The sequence below is a fragment of the Ensifer soli genome, assembly GCF_041928815.1.
Taxonomy (GTDB): Bacteria; Pseudomonadota; Alphaproteobacteria; order Rhizobiales; family Rhizobiaceae; genus JBHFEI01.
This window is the reverse complement of record NZ_JBHFEI010000051.1, coordinates 1-2,597: the sequence shown is the minus strand read 5'-3', so window position 1 is coordinate 2,597 and position 2,597 is coordinate 1. Positions and strand designations below refer to the sequence as shown.

Sequence of the window (2,597 nt, the reverse complement as noted above, 5' to 3'; positions counted from 1 at the left end):
CGATAGAGCTACGATGAGCCGAAAATCCTCTCTTCTCAACTCAACCAATTTTGTCTCACAGGCGCTGATGTCGGACAAGTTCCTGTGATAGGCATGCTCCGCGATACATCCCGGGCAAAATCGGCGAGCACCCTTAACGACCTGTTTGTAGGAGAAGAGCTGACCAGCAAGAGCGACCTTTCTACCATCGCGCACCTGTGTCGCCGCTCGAAGCCGAGCCTTCCACTCCTCCGGGATTGGATGACGTTCCAACAATTTCAACGAGCCATCAGGGTCGGCGGTGTCGGTGGTAATCTGGTTAAAGATGTTGAACGTCGTCACGGACAACATCCCGTTGGCCTTGACCAGACGAAGGCGGTAACCGTGGGCCCCCTCGTCGATTTCAGGTGCGTCTGGCCATCGTGTGAAAACGGTGCTGGCTTCAAAGTCCATTGCCGTTCTCCTTCTTCTTGCGCCGCCCGACGAAAGGAATCATCGCCTTGCCACTCGGTGTACGATCCTTCGCCGCCTGTTGAAGATGATGGAGTTGAATGCACGGCGACCTGTCGGTGATCGCCGCATAAGCTGCGGCAACGATATAGTTCATGGCCCGCCCTCGGGAGCCGCCGCAGGCTTCGAAGAAGTCGTCGATCCAGTCTCGCCGATTCAGATCGGATACCGCCTGGAATGGCAGCCGCTTCTCGATTTCGGCGAGGAACTCGCGAAAATCGATTCGACCGTCCGGGTCCTTAGGGTCGAAACCCACAAGGACATCGGGGCTTGGGAAGTCGCCGCGGCCACGCAATCTATCCTCCGCATAGATGGCGTTTTCAACTTCCTCCGTACCGACCAGCAGGATGTTACACTGCATCGCGTTGGCGATGTGATGCAGCATCGATTTGTGCGTGTGCGCCTTCGCGTAGGTCGTGTCGAAGAGAAACTGGGCGTCGTCGATGATAAGCAACCTGACGCCCATATCGCGCAGCCGGCTGGTCACGGTGGAGTTCATCGAAGCGATTGTTAGCCGCGGCAGTGCGGTCGCCTTGGTCTGCCAATAAATCTGCTTCGCGAACTCTTTTCGGTCCCAGTCCGATCGGGCCTCGATGTAAGCGACCGGGACCTTCCAACCGCCGTTCTGCTTGAACACGGGAGGGTGGAGGCTGGTATAGTATTGGGCGATGAACGACTTCCCCGTTCTGGGGGCACCGATCACTCCTCCGATCCAACCCTCCGCCTGGATTTCGCGATGATCGTCATCGTGAGGTTCGGGGTAATTCGATGCGAAATGGAGGCGTTCGCGGATGAACTCGATGGTGTCTTCGAACTGTTCGTGCTCGACCAGCACGAACTTGGACATCCTCCGCCGTTCCTTGTCGGACATAAGCGGAATCAGTTCGCGACGCTCCTCGTCGGTGAAGACTGACAGATGGAATTTGGGAATGGGAAACATCATCGTCATTTCTTCCGGTTCCTTCTGGCTTCCGCGCGGCGGGCGAGGATGTCGCTGATGTCCTCGGGGTCTTCGTATCCTCGCAGCGCTCCTGTGCCGGCCTTCTCGCCGGGTTCGATCTCCTCCTTGGCTTTCCGTTTGGAACGGTGTGGTTTCAGCTTCATGAGCGGCTCGCCCGGAACCAGCCTGCCATCCTCATCACGGGTGAAAATCTTGGGCGGCGAGTCCGTGGGGTCGTAGTCAGGCGCGGCCTGGGACGTCCGTTTCGTCTTGAGCGGTTGCCCTGCTTTGGGATCGTCGATCCGATGCGCGCTCCGCTCCTCGCTTGGAACCGGAACATACAGACGGCTGCGCCTGACCTTGTTGACGACCCCGCGGAAGAAGGCGGCGAGCTTGTCGGCGGTGCCCTGCAGCTTCCGCTCCTCGTGGATGTCCTTGAGGTCTTCGGCGCGGGCGGCGAGCGCGACGTCGAGGTCGTACACATTGGCGATCGGGCGTTTGTGGAGCCTGTTATGGTGTTTGATCGCTTCCTTGTGCTGGTACAGGCGCAGGCCGCTAGCGTACTCGATATACCCTTGCGCTGCGGGAACCCAGATCGTCTTGCCCGTTCCCGGAACACGGACCCAGATACCGCCGATATCGGAAGGGTCTCGGGTGCATCGATATAGGGTCGTATTCCGCCTGGATTTACGCGCCTTCATTCTCGGCGGCGGTGTGCTCGAGGGATCGAGCGACAGGTGGACCAGTGCCGGACTGGAGTACTTGACGTGATCCCAAGCGATGCAACCGTCTTCGATCGCGGCCCAGTGGACATTCCCGGCGACCCGGGCGAACACCTCAGGATCAATGGGGAATCGCTGGCCGACATCGTCCATGCCTTCCGCGAAGAGCTGGGCTGGGACCCCTTTCAGGGTCCTGAGAAATCCGATCCCGCGGTGACTGCTGTTGTTGTAGTCCCATTCCCAAGCGGTGAGATGGCGCTCGAGTTCGTCCATTGAAATGTGCGGAACGCCGAGTTCCTTCTCGTCGTCGAACTCGTCTTTCAAGGTGTGGTTCGAGTGTGTCGTTCCCGGGATGTTGTGGATGAGAGTTGTCCGACATCAGCGCCTGTGAGACAAAATTGGTTGAGTTGAGAAGAGAGGATTTTCGGCTCATCGTAGCTCTATCG

2 protein-coding genes and 1 pseudogene are annotated in these 2,597 nt (G+C 58.5%); all 3 read right to left on the bottom strand.

All coding sequences use genetic code 11. The features are described 5' to 3' along the window. A pseudogene (locus ACEVQ6_RS23570) lies at positions 1 to 432 on the bottom strand (TniQ family protein); the annotation flags it as partial. Beyond that, the gene (locus tag ACEVQ6_RS23565) at positions 422 to 1,438 is read right to left on the bottom strand and encodes a TniB family NTP-binding protein (RefSeq protein WP_374891479.1); all 1,017 of its coding nucleotides are present in this window, start codon (positions 1,436 to 1,438) and stop codon (positions 422 to 424) included. The gene ACEVQ6_RS23565 and the pseudogene ACEVQ6_RS23570, both read right to left, overlap by 11 nt. Further along, positions 1,435 to 2,475: a hypothetical protein gene (locus tag ACEVQ6_RS23560; protein ID WP_374891478.1), complete on the bottom strand. Its 1,041-nt coding sequence runs from the start codon at positions 2,473 to 2,475 to the stop codon at positions 1,435 to 1,437. Before ACEVQ6_RS23560 ends, ACEVQ6_RS23565 begins: the two co-directional genes overlap by 4 nt. Between the last annotated feature and the right edge of the window lie 122 nt (positions 2,476 to 2,597).